The sequence below is a fragment of the Clostridium sp. AM33-3 genome (assembly GCF_003480315.1).
In the GTDB taxonomy this organism is placed as follows: Bacteria; Bacillota; Clostridia; order Lachnospirales; family Lachnospiraceae; genus Brotaphodocola.
The window spans coordinates 1-313 of record NZ_QUIV01000002.1; positions in this window are offsets into that span (position 1 = coordinate 1).

Genomic DNA, 313 nt, shown 5'->3' on the forward strand with positions numbered 1-313 from the left:
TATCTTCATTGGCTCCACTAGAGATAAAAAACCACGCAAGCACAAGGTATTGGTTTAAAACTCTTACGATTGCTTGCCATAGGATACCTGAAAAAAACGGACATATCAAGGTTATAACAAGCGCTCACGCGACCTTGACGTGTCCGTTTTCTCCAGGTATGGGCTAATCAAGCAATCCAAAGAGGCTCTGCCGGCACGTAACTGCCACCTTGGTCAGTATCCTTATGGTTGCACGGTTTTAATTATCGTAACGGAGCCAATAAGGTAGAAGTTCCGGAAACCGCGTACAGAATAAGCAGAAACATTGGAATTT